Genomic DNA, 25037 nt, shown 5'->3' on the forward strand with positions numbered 1-25037 from the left:
TTACCGGCAGATTATGTGTGAATTGTCATTGCCACAAACAGATGGACGACAGTTGTGCATAACACCGCGCCACAACCGTGGCAGCAGCCGGGCCGTCAACTGTCATCCCACCTCGACCGGAGTCTGCGCCGTCGCCGCGGTTTCCTGGGGCAACACAAACCAGCGCAGTAACTCGGCCGCCGGCGGCAGTTCGATACTGAAGCGCCTGCCCTGGCGCGATGTGCGCGTCAGCTCCTGTTGCGCCAGGGCCAGGCACGTTGCGAGCGATGGCGGCGCGACAGGCTTGCCCAGGGTGCTCTGCGAGGCAAAGTAATCGATGTCGCTCAAACGCGTCTGCAACGCCATGTCCTCGCCCTGATAGCGCCACACACCGCTTTCCGATTGATACCGATAGTAGGGCAACAGACGCCAGCCGTGCGCGGCCACCAGCTCTACCGCGGCCACCAGGTATTCAAACATCTCATCGCTGATAAAGTAGTTGAAGTTAACTCGCACCCAGCCTGGCCGCATAATCATATGGCCTGCGAGCAACTGCGCCTCAAGCGCTTTGCTGTAATCCATATCCATACCGAGCAAAGTGTGACCGTAGGGGCCGGCACAGGAACACCCGCCACGGGCCTGGATACCGAACAGATCGTTCAGCAGTGCCGCCACAAAGCCGTAGTGCAGGTCCTTTTGTTTATACTTGATCCGCAGAGCGACAATCGAGAGTCGGGGCGCCGTGGTATTGCCCAGCACCTCGATGGTGTCACAGGCAGACCAGCGCGCCAGCGCCCGGCGCACCAACGCCGACTCGCGCTGCTCGATCATATCGGTGCCGACATCCTGCTGCAGTTTGAACACCAGGCCGGCGCGAATCGACTCGACAATGGCGGGGGTGCCCCCCTCCTCCCGCCGCTCGGGATCGGCGCTAAACCGATGGTCTTCAGGCGTTACGTAGACGACGGTGCCGCCCCCCGGCACCGCCGGCACCCGATTGGCCAGCAGGTGCTGTTTGACCACCAGCACGCCGGGCGTACCCGGTCCGCCGATAAACTTGTGCGGAGAGATAAACACGGCGTCCTTACTGCTGTCACCGCCTCGAGTGTGTTCTCCCGTCATATCGATGCCGACGTAGGGCGCCGCCGCGGCGTAGTCCCAAAAGCCGAGCGCACCGTGGCGATGCAATAACCGCGCAATTTTATCGACATCGGTTTTGATACCCGTGACATTGGAAGCGGCGGAAAAACTGCCGATTTTAAGCGGCCGCCCGGCATAGTCATGCAGTTGCTGCTCCAGGGCATCCACATCCAGTAAACCGTCGCTGTCGAGAGGTATGACCACCAGTTCGGCAATACTCTCGCGCCAGGGTATCTCATTGGAGTGGTGCTCATAGGGACCGATAAAAACCACCGGCCGGTCGGCGTCGGCAAGCTGGCGATCAAACCGGTAGCGCCGGTTTAAATCCGCCGGCAGGCGCAGGTTGAGAATATCGATCAACTTGTGAATGGCGGCGGTGCTGCCGGCGCCGCAGAAGATGACCCGATCATCCTCGCCGCCGTTGACACTGCGGTGAATAAGCTGCCGCGCCTGCTCCCGCAGGGCCGTGGTCTGGCTGCCGGTAAAGGAACTCTCGGTGTGGGTGTTGGCGTAAAACGGCAACACCCGCTGGTGAATATAGTCCTCGATAAAACCCAGGGCGCGGCCGGAGGCGGTATAGTCGGCGTAAACCAGCGGCTTGGGTCCGAACGGCGTTTCGATGCCGGCGCCCTCGCCGATTACCGAGTCCCGGATTCTGTCTATCAGTGCAATCTTCTCTACCATAAGTCCCCATCACCACCGTGTAAAAAAGGCTCTCATTGTACGATTGACTCGCTTAAACAATGTCTCTATTTGGGTCGAATATTATCGCCATATAAAAACAATGTTCCTTTAAACATATATTTAACGTAATATCGTTTCACTTATCACCCTGAAGAAAGTACAAACTCAACTATGATCAGCAAATACGACAGAGCCATTTTGGAACTGCTGCAACAGGACGCCACCCTGTCGGTGGGGGAAATAGCCGAGCGGGTGGCACTGTCCAAATCCGCCTGCTGGCGGCGCATTCAAAAGCTGGAACAGGACGGGGTGTTGCGGGAGCGGGTGGCCATTATCAACCAGGACAAGGTCAATCTGCCCCTCACGGTATACATTTCGATTCGCACCAACCAGCACAACGACAACTGGTCGGCAAACTTCAAGCGTCTGGTGGAGACCATCCCCGAAGTGATGGAGGTGTACCGGATGAGCGGCGAACTGGATTATCTGATGAAGGCCGTGGTCACGGATATGCCGGGTTACGACCGGCTTTACAAGGAAATCATCAAAGCGGACTTATTCGATGTCAGCTCCAGCTTTGTGATGGAGACCATGAAACAAACTACGCGCCTTCCGTTGCATCATCTACAGAGCGAATAGCGATCAGTCTGGGGGCATCACCTCTGTGGTCGATGACTCATGACACTTGCTTCAGGCACCGACTTTCGCCTCAAGCGCCTACTTCCGGTGGTGGCGGTAACTAAAAGGATTTGTGCTAATTTACCGTTTCCTGCTATCTGTTACTGGCTTCGCGCGCCTCGTCACTGCATTTTTGCAGTGGCGAGGAGTATTCCTAGCTTAGACTGCCCTATTTTGGTGATCGTAGGTGCTTTTAAAGTTTTGAAGTTCTTTAACTACGCAAATATCTGACTCAGTCTCTATCATGTTTTTTCATTCTTGAATAACAATAAAGCATTCATGATTTTAGCCTGCCTCACCGAACAGGCTGAGCAAATTTCAATTTAATAGATCTTATTTATTGCCTCTCAGCCGCCTTTAGCCAATCATTGATGGAACTTGCACCCAACGACAATAGTGAATCCTGGACTGAGACCACGCGCCTGAGCATCTCGCCACAATCTGATTCTTCTCTTTCTTCCGCTTCGGCAAAGAGCCTCGTGGTAAGCTGGACAAGCTGATTATCATGGTCATAAAAATATGGCCGGCCGCGCTTGATATAGGCCAAGTATATCTCTAGCGATGCCAGGGCAGCTCCAGGATCACGCTGCGCGGTAGTGTTGAGCCACGCATCAAATCCAAACACCTTTTGACCTTTATTCTCACGATCACTTTCAAGTACATTGAAGCAGAGACGAATCAGGTTTATTGGCACGACAACCGTATGCGCGCTGTCCCTGAAAATACTGTTCATCTTACTTGCGACCGCCATTGCATGGGAAGTTTCTGCATTCAGCCCCGTTTCTATACCTGTAAGGCACTGTTCACGATGATGTTTGATATTCTCAGGATGACTCCAAACGCTTGCCGCCCCTTTCCATGCCTCGGTAAGATTCAGCGCACTCAAATCGTTAACAAATTCGACAGAATCAATATGTCCAGTCAGGGCGGCTAAAGCTGAAATCCGCCCCCAAATTTCCATATCTTTGTCATTTCCCTCGCCGCGAATTCGATCCAGCGAGGGTGCAACCTTATCGAAATGATCGCGATAAGCGTAATATAGGCAGCGTCCTGCATTCCTCCAAAGCCCCGCAGCATTCTGCGTGGCCCGATGAAACAACTCCCAACCTAATTCTGGATTTTTACTCTGGAGATACGGCAAGCGTCGTAGAATCAATGCGCGGATCGCAGGATGCTCGTTGCTGGAAAACAGACATAATACATTCGGCATTAATTCGGGCAGCCCAACACCCTGCTCATGAAAGTTGCAGGTTAAGATCATCAGAGCTTCAGCAACTTTTCCACTCGTCATGTTGATACCCTTATTAGTCCAATCATCCGAGTCATCTTGAAGGACACTTTTCTCTCTAAAATTCAAGTAGCCCATTGCCAAAAACACCAGTCGATCAGCCTCCTGAGTGTCCAGAATGACGTGTGCGCAAGATTCCAATGCATTGGCAGCAGAACGATTTAGCCGCCAGTGTGCAGAATGTCTTTCCAGCTCATCCAGTGTTTGATTAGCCAATATTGGACCATCTGGTACCTCAACTGGCTCCCAGTTATTGTTTGCTCTCAAGTTACCATAGCGATGCGCCAGATAGCTGGCAACTCCGTCCATAATTTCATCGCTAAAACCCTCCGATATATCTTCCCATCTCGATGATAGCAAATCTAAGAATCGCGATGGATGGCGAGACGAAGCCTCGCGTAGTTGCCAACCGACTTCTCTCTCTCCTCCGATTCCAAGATTATCGAAATCCCAATCATATCCCGTATAATGCGCCAATAAGTCAACCACACCATCATCACTGGCCTCCAGAAATACCTCATATGAAAACGGGGCCGATACCAAGCCACCGCGCATACCGATGGACGGTAGTCTGAAAAATGTGCCACCTATTTTTTCACAAGCATCCAATATCTTTTGGAGTTCCACTGATCGCAGGTGACATGGAATTGCAGATATATATTCAGCTCGCTTCCTCAATATCCAGAAACGTGTATCCCTATCTTCTGTAGGTTCTTCCCATATAGTTTGCAATACCTCCAACACCCCATCTTGTGTGGCATCATCAAGGTACACAAATGTTGATCGAATTAATGTACCCAGTTCAAAAGAGAGTTCGAACTCTAGGAAATCCTTATCGCACAATAGACGTCCAATCAAATCCAGGTTGGAGGCTGGTGAATTTGTTAAGGCAAGGACGGCGAAGTAACACAGTGCGCCCTCGTGGTTAAAGCACAGGCGCTCTCGGTTCTTCTGCCACCAATCAGAATTGCTCTTAGCATGATTGAGGATAGCTGCCTCAATTGCATTCATCAGAACTCGATCACTATCTATATGTTGATCATCGGTCTCAGAATGGGTGTCATGGTATGAGGTTTCTCCGAGAAACCCATAACGATAGCCGACTCTGGTCTCTCCATAGCAAGCAGATTGTATTTGACTCCACTGCTCAACTGCCTCCAACGCCAGATCAAGCAAAGCTGTTGACCGCACCATCCTTTGTGTCAGGAAGTTATCGTTCTTATCTCCAAAGTAATGGGGCTCACAATGCAGTTTGTTGTCAAAATGAAATTTCGTTATATCTTCCTCACTGATTTCGCCAGCGATGTATTGCCATAAAAGCTTGTCATCTACAACGCCCTCTGTGATACAGCGTGCAATTATTCGCCCCAGAAAGATACGCCTGCCTTCAAGCATTGGCATACTCAGCAACTGCTCTATTAAGGGCACAGCCAACGACAAATCCTCTGTTTCAAGTTCTGGTAACGAAAGAATCAGTTGCTCTGCGATTCTATTGCTATCCAGCCAATCCAGCGACAGCATGTCCGTCCAAAACCCCAGCACCCCCTCAGCATCTTCATTAATCCACTGCGTTATCCTATGGGCATGGGTCGTTAGCCCCTCCGCATCATTCACGCCTCTCAACTCTGGAACCAAATAAGAAAACCAGAAACGGTGCCACTCAATCAATGAAGCTTGAGTGTAGACCACCTGAAATACCTCGCGATACTGGTTTCGCAAGTCTCGTATCAGCGGCCAGTCAGCATCTTGTGGCACCTGCTGTGCAAACAATTCGGCGATCAGGCGGCGAATGTGAAAGACGGTGTTGCTTGTCAATACCGTTCGAAGTTGCTTTCGAAACTCGCGACGCTCTCCCATCGCCAACTGGGCGAAAAAGCTGCGTATGCTCGGACGCACAAAGGGCACGGGGGGCAACCCCTCGATGAACTCATTGAGAGAAACGCCCTGACGTATGGCTCTACTAACCACCAATGCATCCAGTAGAGTCTGATGACCAAACATCAGCCTACCATCATGGGTATCTTGCAGCACATTGAGGCTTTTCAGTTGTCGCAAGATGTCTTGTGGCGCATTAAAACGCTGATTTGGAATCGACAAGCTGCGAGACCTCAACATTTCATCTGCGACATCCTCAATTATCTGCATCGCGGCATCCCCCAACGCAGAGTCATTTTGCACGATGGCGTTGAGGTAGCGCTGTGTCAGTGCTTGGCTGGTTACTACACTAAAGCTACCTTCATGCTGGGCCAGTTCAACAAACAGGGCGAGTTCGCGTGGGTTTCGGATCAACTCACGGGTAACTTCATCAATAGCCGTTAAATCGATCCCGAGCATATCGAGCAACGGTGCAATTTCGGTATCCCAGTTTAATGGTAGGCACTGAAATTCGCAGTCCCACTGCCTAGTAGCGATACGTCTATCATACTTACGATCGAAGTCACGACAAGCTGTCACAACAGTGACATTGGGAATCAGCAGTAACTGATCGACTTGCGCGAGGAAATACGTAAGAACACTGTGCTCACGAGCAATGGACAAGACATCCAGCGAATCAATGACTACAACTACATGCGTCTCCTCCGCCAAACGAGCAGCTTGCGCCACCCATTGCTCTGGCAATCCTTGTGCTTGGCGTTCCTGCGCCGTTGCCAAGTCAGCAAATTCACGCGACTGGATGAAGAGTGGAACCAAGTCTCCCCAGGCTTTCATGCGCTGCTCAAGTTTTTCTTGCAAGCTCAGCATTACGCAGGTTTTGCCAGACCCTGGAAGGCCTGTCAGCAAGATCGCACGTTCCTTGGCATCGATAGCAGACAACAGTCCATTCACAGTTGGATTAATAATACGCCGACCAGCAACGTCGCGATGCCAGCTCCTGCCGATAGCCGATGTATTGGAAAATGATGTTCTCACTTGTGCAGTGGACATCACAGGAACTAGCATTGCTCCCGCGTGGCGGAGAATTTCTTTGAGGTCTTCCTTAGTTAGGCGATACATGCTGGAGGCAGCCAGATTGCCATCTCCCATGTGTCCACCAAGTTTATCTAGGGTTGTCCAGAGAGCGTTGTAGGCGGCATCTGAATTGCTCGCTATTTGACGCAAACGCTCACGAAGCAACATATCCATGCGATCAAAATTTAAGCCGCCTTCAAAAGAGGTTCGACTGAGGAATTCATAGGTGGAGAGGCCAGGAGCATGATCGGCAATGCGAGTGGCCAATATCTCATTTGTCTTAGTATGCTCTGTAGTGAGATTCGCAATATAATCAGTCTCATTGCTATAAAGAGCGCTGTATTCACACAGTTTGGCGACTGAACCAAATTCACTACGCGAATAGAAACGGACTTTGGCTTGTGGGGTTCTTGAAAGTTCTACAGCGGCTTTATCCAGCTCCTCTCCAAGATCAGAGATTGACCATGATTTGAAATCAGTTTGGTTCTTCTTGCACTGACAGCAGATCAGGGAGCCGTCGGACTTGCCAATTACGACATCATCTACTTTAGAGGTCGTTGAATCCACTTCTAGCCACTGATACTCTGGATCAGACAAGATGGTCAATGCCCAGTCAAAAGCAATCAAGGTTTGATAAATATCGCCGCGATTGGAACGTTTCCCTGCCTCACTCATAAGGCAATCCCTACTTATAATTAGCTTTTATTTCCCCCAAGGCACTTGATCAACCTTTTCTGTAAGTCAGAGCGCTTGGCTGGGTTTTTCTCTTTAAGTTTCCGGAGATTGTGCAACTTCCATTGGATTGCGGGCATAGACTCCAGCCCATTCACTGGGCATATGGACCAATCAGGGTCTCCAGTTGTAAAGCTAATAAAGAACTCCTTGTCCCGATCAGACAGCCGGTCATTCACTCTACTTACGAGGTTTTCTCTGGTAGTCTCGAAATCCTCATAAGTAAAAGGTCGGGTAGCCATCCCTTCAAACTTGGTTTTAAATGCTGCTCTTTGATCTTTTAAATTAGGCTGTAATAGCTCATGTAGTGGTTTGTTACTTCCTAACAATGACGCGATAAATCCTAGCCTAACTTGCTCGGTAATCCCCTCCTCGTCGAGAAGTATCTTGATGTCAAAAAGGTCTCGTGGATGCTGTCTGTCCAGTGCAGCACATATTTTTCCGCCGTACAGCTCACCTTTCGAGACAATCCTTATCGCAGCAAACCGTTCAAACTCATCCTGCACAGCGTCAACCACTGCCATTTCCACAGGCTCCCACAGGTATCCGCGTAGGGTCGTATTGACCTCTACCTTTATATCGGTGCGGCCAAGCTGGCACAATAGTTTTGCTTCAGCCCCATCACTTTGGGGTAGCTTTGTAACTCTTATTCCCTGAATAGCGCCTTCGAGCGCTTTTTGGATACGACCAAGGCCATCAGAAATGCCCTTCATTGCCGTTTTACGGTCTTCTTTTGGCAGATAGGTGAGGTCGATATCAACAGATAGCCGTGGAAAATCTCTGTGAAAGAGATTGATCGCCGTCCCCCCTTTTAGGGCAAAGATCCCCTCTTCAGCCACATAAGGTAAAACCTGCAAAAGAAGCCCGACCTGCTCCTTGTACTCGGAAGGCTTCATCCTGATTCCAGCTCCTTGGGTATGCTTATTTTATATTTTGCCACATAGGTTCCATTTGGAACTATGACGCGATCACCTTCACCAAGGCTTATGCCACCTGTCTCGACATACTTCAACCATTTATGACTCGCCTTATCTGCCATGTATAAAAACAGTCTTTTGACTTTTACAGACCGGCAGTCTTCGAGAAGTCCCTGTACGACTTTAGGGCGAAGATTAACAAGGCCCTCCAGTATTTCATAGATCTCTTCAAGACTGTGAAATTTTGGGGCAAGATAAAGGCATTCAAGTATCGCCCTTTCAGGGCCGGATATTTTCAGGTTAAACGGAGACGAGGGCGAGGCAAGCCCCATTTTGATGACATCGCCTATGCCCAGCTCTTCAGGCAAGAACCCTGTTTTGACATGCTCTATTCTTGCACCCCAGTCATGCGTACTAAACCAGGCAGGAAACTTTACTTTGAGAGGAGTGAACAGAAAAGCTGTCTCCTCACCAAACCTCATATACTGATTTGAACCTTGCTTGGTTAAGGCCGTTAGCCCCCCGACATGCACCTGCAACCCGGCTTGTTCTTTCAGGGCGTACACTCCCCCTTCCCACTCCACATGATCGCCCGGCCTTTTATAGGCGCCGCGGCCAAATGGCGCTAGCCACCCTGCTCTCCGGTAGTATTTCTGCAAGTCATAAGAGATGCCCTGCTTCTTCAACCAGGATGCCAAACAGAGCGTTCCTGGCTTATGCAAGCTCATCAACTTCATTACTTTTGTTCTATTTACGGTAGTTAAGCTCACTATAATAAATTATTTTTAATGAATAAAAACAGTATCTGTGGTTCATTTCAGTAAATATATTGTAAAATAGGGAGCATTACTACCTTATAGAGACTATTTATAATGTCCAGAGAGTGAGAAAACCAGTTTTTGAAGTCACTTAGCTGCGACTTCCGGTGAGCCACTGGCAATTTGCTACCCACACGTTTCGCCAGCGGGTCAGGAGCGCAAGGCTGCGCTCTAACTCTCCAGAAACTCTCGACAGCAAGAATGCTGTCGGGACCACCACCAAAAAGTAGGCGCTCCAAACGAAAGCAGGCACCCAAAGCAACTATCCTCGCAGCCCGCGACTTCAATGCATATGCTGATAATACTCAACAGTATCCGGCGTACAGCTAATGGTGGCGTGATCGGCATCTTCCATCAGACGCATAAACTCGTCGTGGCCGATATGGATCAAATGACGATGATCGCCCCCCTCGAAATACACTTCATCGGCATGACGCAGTGTATTGTCCCAGACCACATGCAGGCCGTAGGCCTGGCCCAGCGGCGGCACGGCGCCGGCTTCACAGTCGGGAAACAGCTTCGCCAGTTCGTCTTCGGTGGCGAGCCGGTAGTGGCCTTTATAGTCCGTATCGACCCAGTTCATAACCAGGATATGCGAGGCCGGTAACACACACATCATATAGCGGTCCTGATCCCTGACGACGACGGCCTTGGCCAGTTGCGCCGGAGTTACGTGGGCGGCATGGGCAGTCTGCATGGAGGTGGTGGAGCGGGGGTGCTCCAGGACATCGAAAGGTATATCACTTTGACTCAAATAGGATTCTACAGCCGGAGATAAGCTCATCGGAGGGTCCTCCTCTGTCATGACAAGGGGGTATAGTTGACCCGATTCCGGCCCTAAAAGCTAAGAAGATATCCGTCTAACCGGCCCGCCTGTTAGGACCGGTGATCGGTGACCGCCCGGATATTACCCATATGTCGGATCAACCGGTTGGCGCAACATCCGGGTTATGCCAGCACATCTGTCGCCACATGATAATTCGGGTCCTCCCAGACATTGACTTCACAGAGATCGCCAGCGCGCTTCAGCAAGCGGCGACACTCCGGACTCAGATGGCGCAGATGCAGGGTTTTGCCGGCATTCTGGTAGCGCTCGGCCAGCACATCCAGCGCCTCGATGCCGGAGTGATCGCTGACGCGGGAGCGCTGGAACTCGATCACTACATGCTCGGGATCGCCCTTGGGGTCGAACAGTTCTTTGAAATTGGCTACCGAGCCAAAAAAGATGGGGCCGCGCAGGGCGTAAACCTTATAGCCATTGGCATCGATATAGGTATCCACATTGATATGTTTGGCGTGCTGCCAGGCAAACACCAGCGCCGATACAATCACCCCCACCACCACAGCGACGGCCAGGTCGGCAATCACGGTAACGGCGGAAACCAGCACCAGAATAAACGCGTCAGACCGGGGAATCTTGCGAATAATACGGAAAGATGACCACTCGAAGGTTCCCAGTACCACCATAAACATAATGCCCACCAGTACCGCCAGTGGAATCATTTCAAGGTACTTGGCGCCAAATAGAATAAATCCCAGCAGCACCAGCGCCGCGGTGATACCGGACAGCCGGCCACGCCCGCCGGAGTTAATATTGATCATACTCTGCCCGATCATGGCACAGCCGCCCATGCCACCAAAGAAACCGTTGGCGGTGTTGGCAATCCCCTGCCCCAGGCATTCGCGATTGCCCTGACCGCGGGTGTCGGTAATCTCGTCGATCACAGTCAGCGTCAGCAGCGATTCGATCAGGCCGATGGCGGCAATAATCAGTGCATAGGGCAAAATAATGCGCAGCGTCTCCAGGTTGAAAGGCACGTTCGGAATGGCAAAGTGCGGCAGCTCACCTTTCAGCGTAACGCCGGCGGCCTGGTCGGCGGGCACCATATCGCGCACGAAATCGATCACCGTGCGGGCCTCCAGGTTCAACCCCAACACCGCCAGCGTGATCACCACGATCGCCACCAGGCCGGCGGGAACCGCGGTGGTGAACTTGGGCAGAAAATGGATGATCAGCATGGTTGCAGCAATCAGCGCACCCATGGTGTAGAGCATCTCGCCCTGCATCCAGTCCATGGCGCCGGCGCTGTCCCTGATCTGAAACTGCCCGAGTTGGGCGAGAAAAATCACAATGGCCAGACCGTTGACAAAACCCAACATCACTGGGTGAGGCACCATGCGGATAAACTTGCCGAGCTTTAGCACGCCGGCGGCGACCTGCACCAGACCCGCCAGTACCACCGCAGCAAACAGGTACTGCACGCCGTGCTCAGCCACCAGTGACACCATCACCACCGCGGTGGCGCCGGTCGCGCCTGAGATCATCCCCGGGCGGCCGCCGAATATAGACGCCAGCAGGCCCATCATAAAGGCCGCATACAGCCCCACCATGGGCTCCACCCCGGCGACAAAGGCGAAGGCGACCGCCTCGGGTACCAGGGCCAGGGCCACGGTAACACCGGAGAGCAGATCATTTTTCAGATTGGCTTGATTGGGGTTGATCAGATTAAACATCGACGACTCGCACCTGACTCTCGTACCTAACTATCGTCCCTGACCACAGGAACTAACAGAAACTACAGGACTGCACTGCCGCAACCGTGTCCGGGGGCACGGCGGTGGGCGCAAAAGGCCGGCGATACTAACAGATTGGCGCGGCAGAAGCGAATGCCGCCGCGCGCAGGGATCAAGAGGCGGCGCTACTGAGGTGGCAGGGTTGGCTGCGGGCATACTCCACCAGCAGTGCATCGGCTCGATGCAGACGCCGGCTGGCTTCGCGGGCGATATTGAGGGTCAGCAGTCCAAACAGCTCCTTGTCGGCGGCGAAAATCGACATCAGCGCTTCGCGCGACATTGCCGCCAGTTCGGTATCCTCCACAGCAATGGTTGAAGCGCAGTGGGCCTGAATACCGATAACGGAGGTTTCGCCAAAGGAGGCACCGGGTGCAAACTCGGTTTCTGACAGCGGATGCTGCTGCAGATCGAAGGCAAGGCGCACCTTACCGCTGACAACAATGTAGATGTAAGACGGCCGATCACCCTGTTTGAAGATGGTCTCTCCGGCCCGGTAACGCACGCTTTTCAACAACGGAAAGACGCTGTGCAACTGCAGGTCGGACAGGCCGCCGAACAGGGAAATCCGGTCCATGATCGGCCGTATTTTCTCGACATTCAACAATGGCTCGTGGGGAATACGTTCGGCCATAGCGTTCTACCTCTGGTAAAGCCGACGGATCACAGCCACCGGTGGGCGACTGTTCCGAGTGCTGTGTTGCCTCCACTGCCAGCCGCGGGCCGCACAGCGGGGTTCATTTTCATTGCCGTTAAAGTCTTCGACAAATACCGGCCGGCGAGTTCCCTTGATCACCGACCGTATCGCACTACACGACCTTCACTTAAATCATAGCCGCTAACTCGGGAACCGGCCATTAAACACACGGGTATTAATGCCAATGACGGTGCACCCGGCGACAATTTTTATAGGGCCAACAGCGGTGATCGCGATAGAAGCGTTTATCGCGGTAGTACCGCGGCTTGTGGTGATAAGGTTTGGAGTAATAGCGCCAGTATTTATCGCGGTAGCGCCGGTGTTTGGCACGGTGGCGATCGTAATGGCGGTCGTAGCGTCTATCGCGGTGTTTGTCATAGTGCCGCTTCCAGCGCTTGCGCTCCCAGTGGTAGTCGCCGTAGTGCCAGTCGTGACAATAACGCTTGCCTTTTTTATGGCGCCGGTCGTCGTCATCAGCGAACGCACTTGCCGCCGGCAAGAGAGCAGCGAGTAACAGGCTCGAGATTATCAACAGTCGTTTCATAGCAGCACTCCTGGTTATCGCAAAACCGCCGCAGCGGCCGCATTCATAGGATGTAGCTGCAAGGGTAGACAGCTGTCACTGAATGCAAACTGAATGCGAGAGAGCTGCCAATACCGGCAGTCGATGCTCAGAGCGTCGGGATGTTTCCTGACAGTTTTTTATCTGACGGGCATGGCGGGACGCGGGATATAATGGCGCTTTCAAGATATTTAGCACCTTCACTGTCCCGGTGGCCCGACGGTCATACAACAGTTGTTAGTGATGGTGCTGATGAGAAGCGTCGCCAGCGGCAGCGGCAGTGTGTCCCATATGGGCCAGGGGCGCCCACAGCGTCCAGACGCCAAAACCGATAATCGCGAGTGCGAATAACTGCCGCACCCGATGCCGCTGCAACAGCGCCTGTAAACGCTCGGCCAACACACCACTGGCAAACACCGCCGGCAGGGTGCCGAGTCCGAAGGCGAGCATGATAATGCCGGCATCGATAGGATTGGCACTGACCGCCGCATAGGCCAGGGCGCTGTACACCAGCCCGCAGGGCAACCAACCCCACAGGGCGCCCAGCGCCAGGGCCTGCAACGGCGATTGCACCGGGGTAAACCGCTTGCCCAGCGGCTGGATGTGACGCCAGAGCGCCGCCCCCATCCGTTCGAGGTAGGTCAGGCCGCGCCACCAGTTGGCCAGATACAATCCCATGGCAATCAACAGCAGACCCGCCACTATGCGCAGCACACCGCCGCCGTGGCCGCCGGCCGCCAGACCGCCCAGGACACCCAGCGCCACCCCCATCAAACCATAGCTGCCGATGCGACCCAGGTTGTAGCACAGCACCAGCCACAGGCGCCGGGCCGTCGCCTGGCTCGGCAGCGAAAATGTCAGGGCGGCCATGATGCCCCCGCACATTCCGATGCAATGGGCCCCGCCCAGTAACCCCAATACGAAAGCGGCGGCGTAACTCCCCAATTCCGGCATTATCTAACCTTTGCAGTTCCCAGTTTTCCGTGTGTCATCCCGTTCAGGCGGGACTGTCAGTCGCACTGTTCACAGTGCGCAGCACGGCAAATATCGAAAAAAGTGAATGTCCGTCCCTGTGGCAGTGCTGGACGGTGGCGGTGCTGGACGGTGACGGCGTTAATGCTCAATGACGCCGCCAATCCAATAGAATCTCAACTGTCGCTTTCCCGGCGTTGCGCGTCCTGCTCCGCCTCCCCCTCACTGTCCCGGCGCGGCTGTCGCGGTTTGATATCGTCGAACAAGATTCGGTGCGCCTCGGTATCCAGATCGTCATACTGCCCGCTTTTCACCGCCCAAAACAAAACCTTGATCGCGATAGCGACAAAGACCAGTGCGATGGGAATCAGTAAATACAGACTTTCCACCGCCCTCTCCCCCGCCAACTAGCGCCGGCCGAGACGCAGCGCATTCAACACCACCACCAGCGAACTGGCGGACATACCCAGCGCCGCCGCGTAGGGCGGCACCCACCCCATGGCGGCCAGCGGCAGCGCCAGGCCGTTATAACCTGCCGCCCATCCCAGGTTCTGGCGGATTGTCCGCCGCGCCCGGCGCGCAAACACCAGCGCTGCGGGCAACTGTTCCAACTGGCCGTTCAACAGAATACTGTCGGCGCGGGTCTGTGCCAAATCCGAGGCCGAGCCCATGGCCACGGAGACATCGGCGCCGCTCAATACCGGAATGTCGTTGATGCCGTCGCCGACCATCATCACCACATCGCCGTAGCGCTGGCGCGCCTGGATATAGTCGAGCTTGTCCTGGGGTGTCGCCCCGCCGCGATAATTAGCGATGCCGACCGCGGCGGCGACCTCCGCCGTAGCGCTGGAGCTGTCGCCACTGAGCAGCACCACCTCGAGTTGCAGTTCTTCCCGCAGTGCCGCCACGGCAGCCGCGGCCCGCTCGCGCACCTGGTCACGCAGTGAAAACCAGGCCAGCAGTTGTACGCGTCCGCTGGTTGCATCCGTCACCGACAGCGCCAGCCACTGGCCGGCACCGGCCGGTGGCGGTGCCCCGGCGGCGGCGAAGTCGGCGGTGCCCAGGCGGTAGTCGCGCCCGTCAATGCGACCGCTCACACCACTGCCGGTGACTGTCTCAATCCCCTCCGCAAACACCGTGCCACTGTAGTCGGCAAACGCCCGCGCCAGGGGATGGTTGGAGCCCGTCTCCAACGCCGCCGCCACTGCCAGGCACCGTTGCCGCGACAGCTCTCCGGTAACGACCACATCTTCCACCCGCGGCTCGCCCTGGGTCAGGGTGCCGGTTTTATCGAAGACCACGCAGGTGACCTTCTCCAACCCTTCCACCACATGGGCCCGGGTCACCAGCAGCCCGCGCCGGCGCAGCGTATCGATCGCGGTCGTCAGCGCCGTGGGCGTGGCCAGCGACAGCGCGCAGGGGCAGGTTACCACCAGCACTGAGAGACAAATCCAAAAAGCCTGCTCCGGCGCCTGGTGATACCAGAACCACCCCACCAGGCCGGTAACGATCAACACCACGCCGACAAAATACCCGGCGACGCGATCGGCCAGCGCCACCTGTGAGGGTTTCTCCTGTTGCGCCTGCTCCACCAGCTGTTCGATTGCCGACAACTGCGTGTGTTGACCCAGCGCCTTGACCTCCACCAACAGACTGCCGTCGGTGTTGAGGGTGCCGGCCGACACCCGGTCGCCCGGCTGTTTCAACACCGGCTCGGCCTCGCCGGTCAACATCGCCTCGACGGCGCCGCTGCGCCCTTCCAGCACCTCGCCGTCGCAGGCAAACGTCTCGCCGGCACGCACCCGGATGCAGTCGCCAACCTGCAATTGTTTTACGGCCACATCGGCGATCTCCTCGCCGGCCTCGCTGCGCCGCACGCGCCTGACACTGAGCGGCAACAGGTGCGCCAGGCGACCGCTGGCCGCGGCATTGCGATGGCGCGCCCGCATCTCCAGGTAGCGCCCGAGCAACAGGAAAAATGTGAACATGGAAACAGAGTCGAAATAAACCTCGCCACCGCCGAACAACGTCGCCCAACAACTGGCGGCGTAGGCGCCGCCTATCGCCATGGCGACCGGCACATCCATGGACAGATGGCGGGCGCGCAGCACCCGCAGCGCACCGCTGAAAAAGGGCCGGGCACTGTAGAACACCACCGGTGTGGCAATCAACATACTGACCCAGCGCAGCAAGTGTTCCCAGGTTTCGCCGATACCCTGCAGGCCGCCGGCATAGAGGCCGATAGCGACCATCCCCACCTGCATCATGCCGATGCCCGCCACACCCAGGCGCAACAGGGCCTGGCGACTCTCCCGGCGCTGCAGGTCCTGCAGGCGATCGTCGGTGGCGGGCATGGGCCGGTAGCCGATCGCGGCCAGCGCCGCCATCAGGTCACTCAAGCGCCCCGCCTCGGGCTGCCAGTCGACAACACAGCGATGGGTATGGGCATTGACTTTTACCCCGGTCACGGCCCCATAGCCATCGAGATAATGCTCGATCAGCCACACACAGGCCGCACAGGTAATACCCTCGATCAGCAACTGCGCCCGGCGGGTGCCGTCGTCCAGTTGTTGCACGAACGACTGCTGTAACTCGGGCGTGTCGTATATCCGGTAGTCCTCGGCGTCGACCTCGGCCTCGGCGCGACTGTTGAGTTCCGTGCGAAACTGGTAAAAGTTACCCAGGCCGCCGGCAATAATAGCGCCGGCTACCGCACGGCAGGCGGGACAGCAAAACGGCTGCCGGTCGCCGTCGATCTCTAACTGAAAGTCACAGCCCGCCGGTACCGGCAACCCGCAGTGGTAGCAACCCTGGGCGGCCTGTCCGGCGGTAACGCTGGTCAGATCATCGGAAAGATTTTTCTTCAGCGCAACGGTCATGTCTAATGCGGCACCAATACCAGGTCGTCGGTCAAGTCAAAATCGAGTTCACCCAACAGGCGCCACTGCGCCTGACTGCGCTGGGCCCGCTCGGCGACCGGCATGACATAAACATACCAGCGATGGGCCAGCGAGCGGGTCAGCTCGGCGCGATAGCGACCCGGCGCCAGCGATTGCAGCCGCAGGGTCTTATCCCTGCCCGCAATTGCGGGGTGGTCCAGCAGCAACAGCAGGTCTTCGGGCAGCACCCCGTCATCGTGGGCCTGCAAAGCCAGGTGCACTTCGCCCAGGGAGAAATCAAACCGCAATGTGCCCTCGAGGCCCAACTCGGCGGCGCGCTGGTCCTGCTCGAAGCGCTGATTGATCATGCGGCCTTCCTTGTAGTAATTGTCCATCACCACATCGTCTTTGTGGCGAAACGCCAGGGAAACCATAATGCTGCAGGAAATAATCACCACGATCAGCGGGGTCAGAATAAACCACGCCCAAAACTCTTTGTACCAGGGCAGCCGGGGCAGGGGTTGGGCGTCTTTTGCGTACATGGGTTTGCGTACCTGTTTTCACTACTGTTTTAACTACTGCGCCGATCACTCGGAGCTGTTAACGGATTTAGGGCCGATAAAACTGGTTTTCTGGGTCGCTGTAATCGTATCATCATCGGCGGCGGTTACGGTTATTTCGATCTCATTGGTCGGGGATGTCAAGGCCGACCGGTCGACCGATATCCGCACCGGCACGGTGAAAATCTCCCCTTCGTCCAACTCCACTACCCGCAGTCCGCGCAACCGGTACTCGTGTTCACCGCTGACCCTGATATCGTAGGTATGCGCGCGCCGGTCCATATTGTTGATTTTCACGGTATAGACGTTTTGCACCTGGTCGCCGGTGACGCGGTAAAGCCTGGCACCGCGATCGCGAATGACGTCGACAGACACCGGCAGGCGATGTGAAACCGCGTAGACGAACACCCCCACCATCGCAACCAGCACCAGGGTGTAGCCGAACAGGCGCGGGCGCCAAAAGCGCGTGCGCCCGGTCTCGAGTGCATCGGCCGAGGTAAAGCGGATCAGCCCGCGCGGATATTCCATCTTATCCATTACCGTATCACAGGCGTCGACGCACAGGCCGCAGTTGATACACTCATACTGCAGGCCCTCGCGAATATCGATATCCACAGGACAGACCTGTACACACCAGGAACAGTCGATGCAGTCGCCCAGCCCCGCCGCTTTGTAATCCTCATCGTGCTTGCGGGGCCCGCGCTTCTCCCCCCGGCCGGCATCGTAGTGCACGGCCAGGGTTTCCCGGTCGTACATCACCGACTGAAATCGCGCATAGGGGCACATGTACTTACATACCTGCTCGCGCATCCAGCCGGCGTTGAGGTAGGTCATGCCGGCGAAGAAAAACGTCCAGAAAGCCGCCGCGTAGTGGATATCCCAATAGACAAATCCGGTGGTCGGGTCGCGATTCGGCCACAACCCGAGCAGCAGCTCCCGAATGGGGGTAAAGTAGCCGACAAAAGTAACGCCGGTAATAAACGCTATGGTAAACCAGAGAAAGTGTTTACTGCTTTTGCGAAAGAGTTTGTTCGCCGTCCACGGCTGCCGGTCCAGCTTGATGCGCTGGTTCCTGTCGCCTTCACAAAAATGTTCCACAGAGATAAACATCAGCGTCCAGACAGTCTGCGGGCAGGTAAAACCACACCAGACCCGTCCCACCAACACGGTAACCGTAAACAGGGCAAACGCGCTGATGATCAACACCCAGGCGAGAAACATGCCGTCCTGGGGCCAGAACGTCATCCAGAATATATGGAACTTGCGCTCGGGCAAGTCGAACAGCATCGCCGGACGCCCGTCGATAACCAACCAGGGTATCAGCAGGTAAGCCGCCATCAACGGCAAGCCGGTATAGCGGCGCAGCTTCTGAAAGAAACCGGTAATCTTGCGCGTGTAAACTTTGTGGTCGGATTCGTAGAGATCGACGTAGTGCACAGCGCTCTGCGAGTTGCTATCGCTGGCTATGACCGCTGGCTCTACAGACTCCACTTTTGAATCTGCAGACTGTTTTTTCGCGGAATGCTTCTCACTCACAAGTCAAACCTCAGCATTGAGTGAATCGGGGGGCGGGCGGTCCGGCGGCCTGAAAGCAGCCGCCGGCAATAGGGAACTATTCGGAATCGTCTAGGGAAAGGCTGTAGACGTACGCCGCCAGCAGGTGGATTTTTTCCTCTCGCAGTTTATCGCTTTGCGCAGGCATATTACCGAAGCGGCCGCTGCGAACCGACTGGCGAATACCGGCGGCAGTGCCACTGTAGAGCCAGATATCATCGGTCAGGTTCGGCGCGCCCACGACCTGATTGCCGGTACCGTCGGCGGCGTGGCAGGCCGCACAGTTTTGCGCGTAGACCTGGGCACCGGTGGCAAGCTGGGTCTCATCGTGCGGTTGTCCCGATAGAGACAACACATACTCAGACACCGCAATCACATTTTCCTCGCCGATAATATTATCCCAGGCGGGCATCTGGCCGACGCGCCCTTGCACCAGCGAGTGCAGGATTTGTTCGGGCGAACCGCCGTACAGCCAATCGTCATCGGTGAGATCGGGAAAACCGAAGTTGCCACCGGCATCCGCGCCGTGACAGACTGCGCAGTTGTTGCCAAACAGCCGCACACCGATTTTCACGGCGGCCGGCTCCCGCGCCACCTCTTCAATCGGCATACTCATGTATTTGCCGAAGACGGTATTGAAATTTTCAGCTGCCTTTTCCTGCTCCCGCTCCAGCTGATTAATCTGGGTCCAGCCCAACAACCCCTGCCAGGAACCCAGGCCGGGGTACAGGGCCAGGTAGATGATGGTAAAAATCAGAGTGCCCAAAAACATCTGAAACCACCACTTCGGCAACGGATTGTCGTATTCCTCGATACCGTCATAAACGTGGCCGGTTTTTTTGTTCTCGGGGTCCTCATCGTCACTGACGGCGACTTTTCGGTTGGCCATCAGCACCCAAAAAATCAGGATCAGGTTGACGACGGTCAGGATAATAATCCAAAGGCTCCAGAATGTACTCATAGTTTTTCCTGCCTTGCTGCATCGGAGGAATGAAGTTGTTGTGGGTTCTCATCTTGTCGCTCGGCGCGTCGATCGCCGGCATGCGGCGGCACATCGCCCCCAACGGCATCGTCGTCAAACGGCAGGTTAGCGGCTTCTTTGAAACGCTGCTTGCGCCTCGGTGAAAAGGCCCACCAGCACACGCCCACAAAGGCGATCATGACAAGAACCGTGGAGAGACCTCGCAGTGTATTGATATCCATCATGTCTACCGTTTTTGCTGCAATAAAACGCCGAGTTGCTGGAGATAGGCAACCAGCGCATCAACCTCACTGACCCCTTTTACGGCCTCTTCCGCACCCGCTATATCTTCATCGGTATAAGGCACGCCGACAGCTCTCAGCGCCGACATTTTTGCAGCGGTGTCCTTGCCGTCGAGTATATTGTCAAACAGCCACGGGAACGCCGGCATATTGGACTCGGGCACGACATTGCGCGGGTCGAACAGGTGCGCTTTGTGCCAGGCATCGCTATAGCGGCCACCCACCCGCGCCAGATCGGGACCGGTGCGCTTGGAACCCCACAGGAACGGGTGTTCATAGACGAACTCACCGGCGACGGAATAGTGCCCGTAGCGCTCCACCTCGGCCCGCAACGGACGCACCATCTGCGTGTGGCAAACGTGGCAGCCTTCACGGATATAAATGTCGCGCCCCTCCAGCTCAACCGCTGCCCAGGGCTTCAGGCCCTCTACCGGTTCGGTGGTTTCCTTGATAAAAAACTGCGGCACAATTTCCACCAGGCCACCGAAACTGATAGCCACCAGGATCAGCACCACCATCAAGCCAACATTCTTCTCTACTATGTCATGGTTTTTCACAGTCGCTTCTCCTTATTGGGCCGGTTGCGGCTGCGCCGGCGCCGCGGCTTCATCTTCAGGCGCCGCCACGGTGCGGTAGCAGTTATACATCATCAACAACATGCCAAGGAGGAAAAAGGCTCCGCCCAGGACCCGCACAAAGTAACCGGGACCACTGGCTTCCACCGACTCCACGAACGTGTATGTCAGGGTGCCGTCGGCATTGAAAGCCCGCCACATAAGTCCCTGCATAATGCCGTTGACCCACATGGATGCGATATAGAGCACGGTGCCCACGGTCGCGAGCCAGAAATGCGTGTTGATCAATTTCACCGAGAACATTTCTTTGCGGTTATACAGCACCGGCAGCAGGTGATAGACGGCGCCGATGGAGATCATCGCCACCCAGCCGAGCGCGCCGGAGTGCACGTGGCCAACGGTCCAGTCGGTGTTGTGTGACAGCGCGTTGACGGTCTTGATCGACATCATGGGACCTTCGAATGTCGACATACCGTAAAATGACAGCGATACCACGAGAAAACGCAGGGTGGGGTCGGTGCGCAACTTATGCCAGGCACCGGACAGGGTCATAATCCCGTTGATCATGCCGCCCCAGGACGGCGCCAGCAGCACCAGCGACATCACCATGCCCAGACTCTGGGCCCAGTCGGGCAGTGCCGAGTAGTGCAGGTGGTGCGGTCCGGCCCAGATATACAGCGATATCAGCGCCCAAAAATGCACGATCGACAGTTGGTAAGAGTACACCGGACGACCCGCCTGCTTGGGTACGAAGTAGTACATCATGCCGAGAAAGCCGGCCGTCAGGAAGAAGCCCACCGCGTTGTGACCGTACCACCACTGCACCATCGCGTCGGCGGCACCGGCGTAGGCGGAGTAGGATTTAAACAGCGTTACCGGCACCGCCGCGCTGTTGACGACGTGCAACATGGCAACGGCAATGATGAAGGCACCGAAAAACCAGTTCGCTACATAAATGTGGGATGTCTTGCGCTTGATGATGGTGCCAAAGAACACAATCGCGTAGGACACCCACACCAGCGTGATCAGGATATCGATCGGCCACTCGAGTTCCGCGTATTCCTTGGCGGAAGTATAGCCCATGGGCAGGGTAATGGCGGCGGCGAGGATAACGATCTGCCAACCCCAAAACGTAAACGGCACCAGAAAACCACCGAACAGCGGCGCCTGGCAGGTCCGCTGCACGACATAGTAGGACGTGGCAAACAGGGCGCAACCGCCGAAGGCAAATATCACTGCGTTGGTGTGCAGCGGTCGCAGACGCCCGAAATGGGAGTAGGGCTGCAACAGATCGTTCAGCGCGGGCCAGTATAATTGGGCCGCGATCAGCACCCCCACCGCCATGCCCACTACGCCCCAAACGACGGTCATGATGGTAAATTGGCGGACTACCCGATAGTCGTAAGCGGGTGTGTCGTACACCGGTGTATCGCCGGTTGCTGCCAGGTTACTACTCATAGTGACTTTCCTAGTAGATTTGTAATTGAGGAAGTATTAAAGACAGAAATCGTTACCGCCATTTCATCAATGGACTCCAAGACAACCTGCACCCCACGGACAACCCGGTACCCGTGCACCGACGCCCGACCCTATTCCGCGACCACCGGATCACGACCACCGGCGCTGCCGGCGGGGTGGTTTCCGGCACATAGGGAATTGTGCGCCGTGATGACCATCAATAAGTTGATTCGAATCAACTAAATGCAACTCACGCTAAACCGCTAGAACCCTAGCGCCAGTGTAGATCAGGTTTTACCTGTTTGCCGCGGGGCCGCAGCCCCGCCTTGGTTACAGCAGATTGCGGCCTTTGCCGGCCGCGATGCGCATGCGCAGGGCATTGAGTTTGATAAAGCCCTCCGCATCCTTTTGGTGATACGCACCGGCATCATCTTCAAAGGTAGCAATTTTTTCATCAAAGAGGCTGTCCGCAGATCGTCGACCCACCACAGTGACCGCACCTTTATAGAGTTTCAGGCGCACCTCACCGTTGACCACCTGCTGCGACTCATCGATGGCGGCTTGCAGCATTTTGCGCTCCGGACTCCACCAATAGCCGTTGTAGATCAATTCGGCGTATTTGGGCATCAGTTGGTCTTTCAGGTGGGCTACTTCCCGGTCGAGCGTAAGCGACTCGATACCGCGGTGGGCCTTCAGCATGATAGTGCCGCCAGGCGTTTCGTATACGCCGCGGGATTTCATCCCCACATAGCGGTTCTCGACAATATCCAGCCGACCGATGCCGTTGGCACCGCCGAGCCGGTTGAGTTCGGCCAGTACCGCCGCGGGCGTCATCGACTGCCCGTCAATGGCCACAATATCGCCGCGGGCATAGGTCAATTCGACATAGGTGGGCGTATCCGGCGCCGCCTCGGGTGAGACGCTCCAGCGGTACATATCGTCGTCGGCCTCGCACCAGGGGTCCTCCAGATTGCCGCCCTCGTAGGAGATATGCAGCAGATTGGCATCCATCGAGTAGGGGGATTTCTTCTTGCCGCCGGCGAAATCCACCGGGATATTGTGCTGCTCGCAGTAGGCCATCAGGGTCTCGCGGGAGCTCAGTTCCCACTCGCGCCAGGGGGCGATCACCTGAATGCCCGGCTTCAATGCGTAGGCCCCCAACTCGAAGCGCACCTGGTCGTTGCCCTTGCCGGTGGCGCCGTGGGAGATGGCATCGGCGCCCGTCTGGTTGGCAATCTCGATCAGGCGCTTGGCGATCAGCGGGCGGGCGATGGAGGTGCCCAGCAGGTATTCGCCCTCGTAGAGGGTATTGGCGCGAAACATCGGAAATACGAAGTCCCGCACAAACTCCTCGCGCAGGTCATCGATAAAGATTTCTTTGATACCCAGCGCCTCGGCTTTGGCGCGCGCCGGCTCCACTTCCTCGCCCTGGCCGATATCGGCGGTAAAGGTCACCACTTCGCAGTGATAGGTCTCCTGCAACCATTTGACAATCACTGAGGTGTCGAGGCCGCCGGAATAGGCTAACACGACCTTGCTGACATTCGGGGTTTGACTGGACGACATAGACCTCTCCGCACAAGACAGCGTTGAAGAAGTGGCGGTGACAATAGCGGCCCGGTCTGTTGCGACCTCTGAGCCGACTTCACCACCAGAAATCAGGCGCGCGCATTGTATATCTAAAAATCGGAAAATTGTAGGTAAATCTGGTCACTATGGCGATTTTCCGATACGGAGCACCCAAGCAGATGCGAGCCGCCGCGGGTCTGGCGATGGCAAGGAACCAGTGACAATGCTCTTGGGGCACCGAGCAGCCGGAGGGACAACACTACTAGGTCGAAGGCAGCTCAAGTTCACCCTTATCCAGACGAATAGTCACACGGCGGTTCTTGGCGCGGCTCTTGCGGTCCCGGTTAGTGCTCACCGGATAGCGCTCGCCGTGCCAGCGGGTGGCAATCTTCTCCCGATCCACCCCTTTGCCAATCAGGTAGCGGGCCACACCCTCAGCCCGCATCCGGGACAGCTCCAGGTTGTCTGAGCGCCTGCCGACACTGTCGGTGTGGCCGTCAATCACGTAGGCGACAACCGCGGGATCGGCCTGAATATACAGCGCCACCCGATCCAGCTTGCGGGTCTCAGTGGGGCGCAGCTCGTCGCGGCCGGAGGGAAAGTAAATGGCGGTACGGGCCACCTGATCATAGTTAACCGGCAACAGCCCGGTCAGGCAATCCAGGTACTTGGCGTAAGCCAGCGCAAAATTCACCGGCGTGAGTCCCACATCCACGGATTCCCGGCCGCCATACCAGGGCGCCCGGGTAAACACCACTTCCATACCCCGATGCAGCTCCGCTAACATCTGCTCCGCCAGCACCCGCTTCAACGTCACCGGGACCCGACCCTGCTTCACCGGCACCAGACCGAGTTTGCGCGCATCCGCCACCGGCTTCCAGACCGGCGTTTTCGCCTGCAGCCGCGCCTGGCCGGTTTTCAGCCGACTGCTCTTTGAACGCAGTAAAAAATGTGATTGCTCGCCCGCCCGGCGCAGGAACACCCCCTCGCCATAGTAGGGAATGGGCTGACTTAGACGACATTCGAAGACCGAGGCCTCCACCTGCCACTGGGCCTCGTTGGGACGCGGCTTGTAGGTGACACCAGCGGCATCAGCCGCTAACAACGACGGTCCACACAATAGAAGTATGCACTTACTAATAGTCTTCAACATAGCCCTGCAACACGGCGCGGCACAGCGGCGGCCGGGGTC

General features: G+C 55.9%; 20 protein-coding genes. 1 reads left to right on the top strand and 19 read right to left on the bottom strand.

Going from position 1 to position 25037, the window contains the following annotated elements; all coding sequences use genetic code 11:
• Positions 1 to 102 precede the first annotated feature (102 nt).
• Positions 103 to 1803, bottom strand: a complete 1701-nt coding sequence (locus FKG94_RS04235; protein WP_142902941.1) for an aminotransferase class V-fold PLP-dependent enzyme — start codon at positions 1801 to 1803, stop codon at positions 103 to 105.
• 171 nt (positions 1804 to 1974) lie between these two features.
• On the opposite strand from FKG94_RS04235, the gene FKG94_RS04240 reads away from it, so the two are divergent.
• Positions 1975 to 2442: an Lrp/AsnC family transcriptional regulator gene (locus FKG94_RS04240; protein ID WP_142902942.1), complete on the top strand. Its 468-nt coding sequence runs from the start codon at positions 1975 to 1977 to the stop codon at positions 2440 to 2442.
• Positions 2443 to 2818: 376 nt separating this feature from the next.
• Here FKG94_RS04240 and FKG94_RS04245 read toward each other — a convergent pair whose 3' ends face one another.
• The 18 genes from FKG94_RS04245 to FKG94_RS04330 all read right to left on the bottom strand — a co-directional run bounded on the left by FKG94_RS04245 (position 2819) and on the right by FKG94_RS04330 (position 24950).
• Positions 2819 to 7393, bottom strand: a complete 4575-nt coding sequence (locus tag FKG94_RS04245; protein WP_142902943.1) for an AAA family ATPase — start codon at positions 7391 to 7393, stop codon at positions 2819 to 2821.
• Positions 7394 to 7413: 20 nt separating this feature from the next.
• Complete coding sequence (locus FKG94_RS04250) at positions 7414 to 8346, bottom strand: nucleotidyl transferase AbiEii/AbiGii toxin family protein (protein WP_142902944.1); 933 nt, start codon at positions 8344 to 8346, stop codon at positions 7414 to 7416.
• A complete protein-coding gene (locus tag FKG94_RS04255) occupies positions 8343 to 9104 on the bottom strand; it encodes a type IV toxin-antitoxin system AbiEi family antitoxin (protein WP_142902945.1) in 762 nt (253 codons plus the stop codon). The genes FKG94_RS04250 and FKG94_RS04255 overlap by 4 nt, the downstream gene beginning before the upstream one ends.
• Positions 9105 to 9468: 364 nt before the next feature.
• Positions 9469 to 9969, bottom strand: coding sequence for an aminoacyl-tRNA deacylase (locus FKG94_RS04260; RefSeq protein ID WP_179957482.1), 501 nt, complete (start codon positions 9967 to 9969; stop codon positions 9469 to 9471).
• Positions 9970 to 10133: 164 nt separating this feature from the next.
• On the bottom strand, positions 10134 to 11699 hold the full coding sequence (locus FKG94_RS04265) for a SulP family inorganic anion transporter (protein WP_142902947.1): 1566 nt from the start codon (positions 11697 to 11699) through the stop codon (positions 10134 to 10136).
• A gap of 172 nt (positions 11700 to 11871) precedes the next feature.
• Positions 11872 to 12390, bottom strand: a complete 519-nt coding sequence (locus tag FKG94_RS04270) for a cyclic nucleotide-binding domain-containing protein (protein WP_142902948.1) — start codon at positions 12388 to 12390, stop codon at positions 11872 to 11874.
• Between the two features lie 238 nt (positions 12391 to 12628).
• Positions 12629 to 12997 carry a hypothetical protein gene (locus FKG94_RS04275; protein ID WP_142902949.1) on the bottom strand — a complete coding sequence of 123 codons (369 nt, stop codon included), beginning with the start codon at positions 12995 to 12997 and terminating at the stop codon, positions 12629 to 12631.
• A 255-nt stretch (positions 12998 to 13252) separates the two neighbouring features.
• Entirely contained in the window at positions 13253 to 13969 is a 717-nt protein-coding gene (locus tag FKG94_RS04280) for a sulfite exporter TauE/SafE family protein (protein WP_142902950.1), read from the bottom strand.
• A gap of 194 nt (positions 13970 to 14163) precedes the next feature.
• Positions 14164 to 14376 (bottom strand): cbb3-type cytochrome oxidase assembly protein CcoS, encoded by a 213-nt coding sequence (ccoS, locus tag FKG94_RS04285; RefSeq protein ID WP_142902951.1) that lies wholly within the window; start codon positions 14374 to 14376, stop codon positions 14164 to 14166.
• 18 nt (positions 14377 to 14394) lie between these two features.
• Positions 14395 to 16866, bottom strand: a complete 2472-nt coding sequence (locus FKG94_RS04290) for a heavy metal translocating P-type ATPase (RefSeq protein WP_142902952.1) — start codon at positions 16864 to 16866, stop codon at positions 14395 to 14397.
• A gap of 2 nt (positions 16867 to 16868) precedes the next feature.
• Positions 16869 to 17408, bottom strand: coding sequence for a FixH family protein (locus FKG94_RS04295; protein WP_142902953.1), 540 nt, complete (start codon positions 17406 to 17408; stop codon positions 16869 to 16871).
• 45 nt (positions 17409 to 17453) lie between these two features.
• Complete coding sequence (ccoG, locus tag FKG94_RS04300; protein ID WP_425460030.1) at positions 17454 to 18917, bottom strand: cytochrome c oxidase accessory protein CcoG; 1464 nt, start codon at positions 18915 to 18917, stop codon at positions 17454 to 17456.
• 121 nt (positions 18918 to 19038) lie between these two features.
• Positions 19039 to 19941, bottom strand: a complete 903-nt coding sequence (gene ccoP, locus FKG94_RS04305; RefSeq protein ID WP_179957483.1) for a cytochrome-c oxidase, cbb3-type subunit III — start codon at positions 19939 to 19941, stop codon at positions 19039 to 19041.
• Positions 19938 to 20186, bottom strand: a complete 249-nt coding sequence (locus FKG94_RS04310) for a cbb3-type cytochrome oxidase subunit 3 (protein WP_246124922.1) — start codon at positions 20184 to 20186, stop codon at positions 19938 to 19940. The genes ccoP and FKG94_RS04310 overlap by 4 nt, the downstream gene beginning before the upstream one ends.
• A 2-nt stretch (positions 20187 to 20188) precedes the next feature.
• Complete coding sequence (gene ccoO / locus FKG94_RS04315) at positions 20189 to 20800, bottom strand: cytochrome-c oxidase, cbb3-type subunit II (protein WP_142902955.1); 612 nt, start codon at positions 20798 to 20800, stop codon at positions 20189 to 20191.
• Positions 20801 to 20812: 12 nt separating this feature from the next.
• Entirely contained in the window at positions 20813 to 22276 is a 1464-nt protein-coding gene (gene ccoN, locus FKG94_RS04320; RefSeq protein WP_142902956.1) for a cytochrome-c oxidase, cbb3-type subunit I, read from the bottom strand.
• 330 nt (positions 22277 to 22606) lie between these two features.
• Positions 22607 to 23842 carry an argininosuccinate synthase gene (locus FKG94_RS04325; RefSeq protein WP_142902957.1) on the bottom strand — a complete coding sequence of 412 codons (1236 nt, stop codon included), beginning with the start codon at positions 23840 to 23842 and terminating at the stop codon, positions 22607 to 22609.
• Positions 23843 to 24107: 265 nt separating this feature from the next.
• Entirely contained in the window at positions 24108 to 24950 is an 843-nt protein-coding gene (locus tag FKG94_RS04330) for a flagellar protein MotY (RefSeq protein ID WP_142902958.1), read from the bottom strand.
• Between the last annotated feature and the right edge of the window lie 87 nt (positions 24951 to 25037).

Origin of the sequence: Exilibacterium tricleocarpae (assembly GCF_007004655.1) — a bacterium.
Classification (GTDB): Bacteria; Pseudomonadota; Gammaproteobacteria; order Pseudomonadales; family Cellvibrionaceae; genus Exilibacterium; species Exilibacterium tricleocarpae.